Below are 2,656 nucleotides of genomic sequence, written 5' to 3' on the forward strand. Positions count from 1 at the left end.
CCGGGCCGAGCAGGGCCGTCGGCCCGTACGACAGCCGGGCGGAGATCGTCCCGATCAGCCCGAACTCCCCGATCCCGGACACGCCGACGCCACCGCGGGCGTCGCGCCCGTGCTGCCCGGCTCCGCCGTGCTCGCTCACCGCTGCTCCTTGACCACCGATAGGGATCAGACCTGGTCCGTAAGGTAGTTTCACCCTTCGGGCCGCTCCCGGGCGGCGACGGACGGAGGTCGAGTCGTGGTACAGGCGTACATCCTCATCCAGACCGAGGTCGGCCGCGCACGTGACGTGGCGGGTCTCATCGCGGACATCTCCGGCGTGGTTCGCGTCGACGCCGTCACCGGGCCGTACGACGTGGTCGTCCTCACCGAGGCGAACACCGTCGACGAGCTCGGCAAACTCATCGTCAGCAAGGTGCAGATGGTGCCCGGCATCACCCGCACCCTCACGTGTTCGGTGGTGCGGCTGTAAGTGGACGAGTTGACATCATCCTCCTCCGCGGTGGACGACGACGGTGCGCGCGACGCGACCGACGGCACGTCCGGGCCGGCTGACGGTAACGGTGAGCCGACCGATCCCGCCGCCGCCGCGCCGGCCGGCCGCGATCGGACCATGCGGGGCGCTGCCCTGCTGGCCACGGTGATAGCCCTGCCGATCACGCTGCTGGTGGCCGTGTTGGCCTTCAACAAGCTCAGCCCGGACACTCCGGCCGCCGCGCCGAGCCCCTCGGCGACCACCGCCCGGGTGCAGTCCACCGCCCCGGTGGAGATGGCCGCCCCGGCGCTGGCCGCCCGCCCGGCCACGGTCTGCCGGGCGCTGCTGTCCCAGCTCCCGGCGAGCATCCGCGACCTGGCCCAGCGGCCGGTCACCGCCGGCCCGGAGCAGAACGCCGCGTACGGCGACCCCGCGCTCACCGTGGCCTGCGGCGGCACCGAGCCGACCTTCCCCAGCACCGACGAGGTCTGGACGGTCAACGGGGTCTGCTGGCACCTTGCCGAACAGGCCGACGACGCGGTGCTCTCCACTGTCGACCGGGAGACGCTGATCACGGTGCGCGTCCCGGGGGCGTACGAGCAGCCGTTGCAGTGGTTGCCGGCGATCTCCAGCACGATCGTGGCGAGTGTGCCCTCCGGCGGGGCCATCCCGTCCGGCTGCCAGCGCTGAGCACGAACCGACCCCGCCCGCACCGGCTGAGCCGCGCGGGCGGGGTCGGACGGCTCAGTGCAGGCCGACGCCGCGCCGCTGGGCGGTACGGATCAGGCGGTTGACCAGCTTCGGGTACTCCAGGCCGGAGGCCGCCCACATCCGCGGGAACATCGACGTCGGGGTGAAACCGGGCATCGTGTTGATCTCGTTGAGGTAGACGTCCAGCTCGGGAGTGACGAAGAAGTCGGCGCGGGCCAGACCGGCGCAGTCCAGTGCGGTGAACGCGCGGATCGCGTACTCCTGCACCTGACGGGTCACCTTGTCCGGCAGGTTGGCCGGAATGTCGTACTCGCAGGAGTCGTCGAGGTACTTCGCCTCGAAGTCGTAGAAGTCGTGGTCGGCGACGACCCGCACCTCGGCCAGCACTGACGCCTCGGGGGCACCACCGGCCTCGCCCTCCAGCACCCCGCACTCGATCTCGCGGCCGACGATCGCGGCCTCGATGATGACCTTCGGGTCGAACTGCCGGGCGGCGGCGACCGCCGCGTCCAGCTGCGCCCAGTCGGTGACCTTGTTGACGCCGAACGACGACCCGGCCCGGGACGGCTTGACGAAGACCGGCAGGCCGAGCCGCTCCTTGTCCTGCTCGCTGAGGGTCATCCCGTTGCGCAGCACGGCGTACGAGCCGACCGGGATGCCCTCGACGGCGCAGAGCTTCTTGGTGAACTCCTTGTCCATGGCGGCGGCGGAGGCGAACACGTTCGCCCCGACGTAGGGGATGCCGGCCATCTCCAGCATTCCCTGGATGGTGCCGTCCTCGCCGTACGTGCCGTGCAGCACCGGGAAGACCACGTCCACGTCGGCGAGCGCCCGGGGGCCCTCGGTCGGGTCGAGCACCATCAGGCCGTTGCCGGTGGGGTCGGCGCGCAGCACGATGTCGTCGCCGGAGTCGGCGGTGATCTCGGGGAGCTGACGGGCGTTGATCGCGAGCTGGGCGGGATCGCCGTTGGTCAGCACCCACTGGCCGGCCCGGGTGATGCCCACCGGCACCACCTCGAACTCGTCCGGGTCGAGTGCGCCGAACACGCTGCCGGCGCTGACACAGGAGATGCCGTGCTCCGGGCTGCGGCCGCCGAAGACGATCGCCACGCGGGTCTTGCCTGGGGTGGTCACTCCGGTCACCTCTTCGTACGCGACTGCGGCTGGTCGTGCTCGCCGGTGGCGCTCACCCGGTTGACCTTACTGTGCGTGGCGGAAGGGCGAGGCGATACCCGGCGAGCCACGGCACGACACGGCAACTGGTCATCAGAGGATATACGGTGCGTAACCGGTAGGTAGCGCTGTCGCAGGCCGCTGACCTGGGTCGGCGCTCAGTCCCGGGAGTGCCGGCGACCGACCGCTATCACCTTCACCCGCTGCCGGCCGGCCCGCACCATGCCCAGCGCCATGAACGCGCCGGCGATGCGGTCGGCGGCCTCCCGGCTGCTGGCCCCGTCGACCTGCCGGCGCCGC

Annotated in this window: 3 protein-coding genes and 1 pseudogene; 2 read left to right on the top strand and 2 right to left on the bottom strand. The window is 71.4% G+C overall.

Annotated features, from left to right (window positions below; translation table 11 throughout):
* Positions 1-139 (bottom strand): annotated as a pseudogene (locus tag KBX53_RS37220) (thiamine-phosphate kinase); the annotation flags it as partial.
* A 96-nt stretch (positions 140-235) separates the two neighbouring features.
* On the opposite strand from KBX53_RS37220, the gene KBX53_RS29015 reads away from it, so the two are divergent.
* Both KBX53_RS29015 and KBX53_RS29020 read left to right on the top strand, forming a co-directional pair.
* Positions 236-469, top strand: a complete 234-nt coding sequence (locus KBX53_RS29015; RefSeq protein ID WP_030335303.1) for an Lrp/AsnC ligand binding domain-containing protein — start codon at positions 236-238, stop codon at positions 467-469.
* A 30-nt stretch (positions 470-499) separates the two neighbouring features.
* Positions 500-1,162 (top strand): DUF3515 family protein, encoded by a 663-nt coding sequence (locus KBX53_RS29020; protein WP_307857823.1) that lies wholly within the window; start codon positions 500-502, stop codon positions 1,160-1,162.
* A gap of 54 nt (positions 1,163-1,216) precedes the next feature.
* On the opposite strand, the gene KBX53_RS29025 is transcribed toward KBX53_RS29020, so the two are convergent.
* Complete coding sequence (locus KBX53_RS29025; RefSeq protein WP_210862776.1) at positions 1,217-2,317, bottom strand: D-alanine--D-alanine ligase family protein; 1,101 nt, start codon at positions 2,315-2,317, stop codon at positions 1,217-1,219.
* Positions 2,318-2,656: the final 339 nt, after the last annotated feature.

Source organism: Micromonospora sp. M51, from assembly GCF_018070305.1.
GTDB classification, from domain to species: domain Bacteria; phylum Actinomycetota; class Actinomycetes; order Mycobacteriales; family Micromonosporaceae; genus Micromonospora; species Micromonospora parva.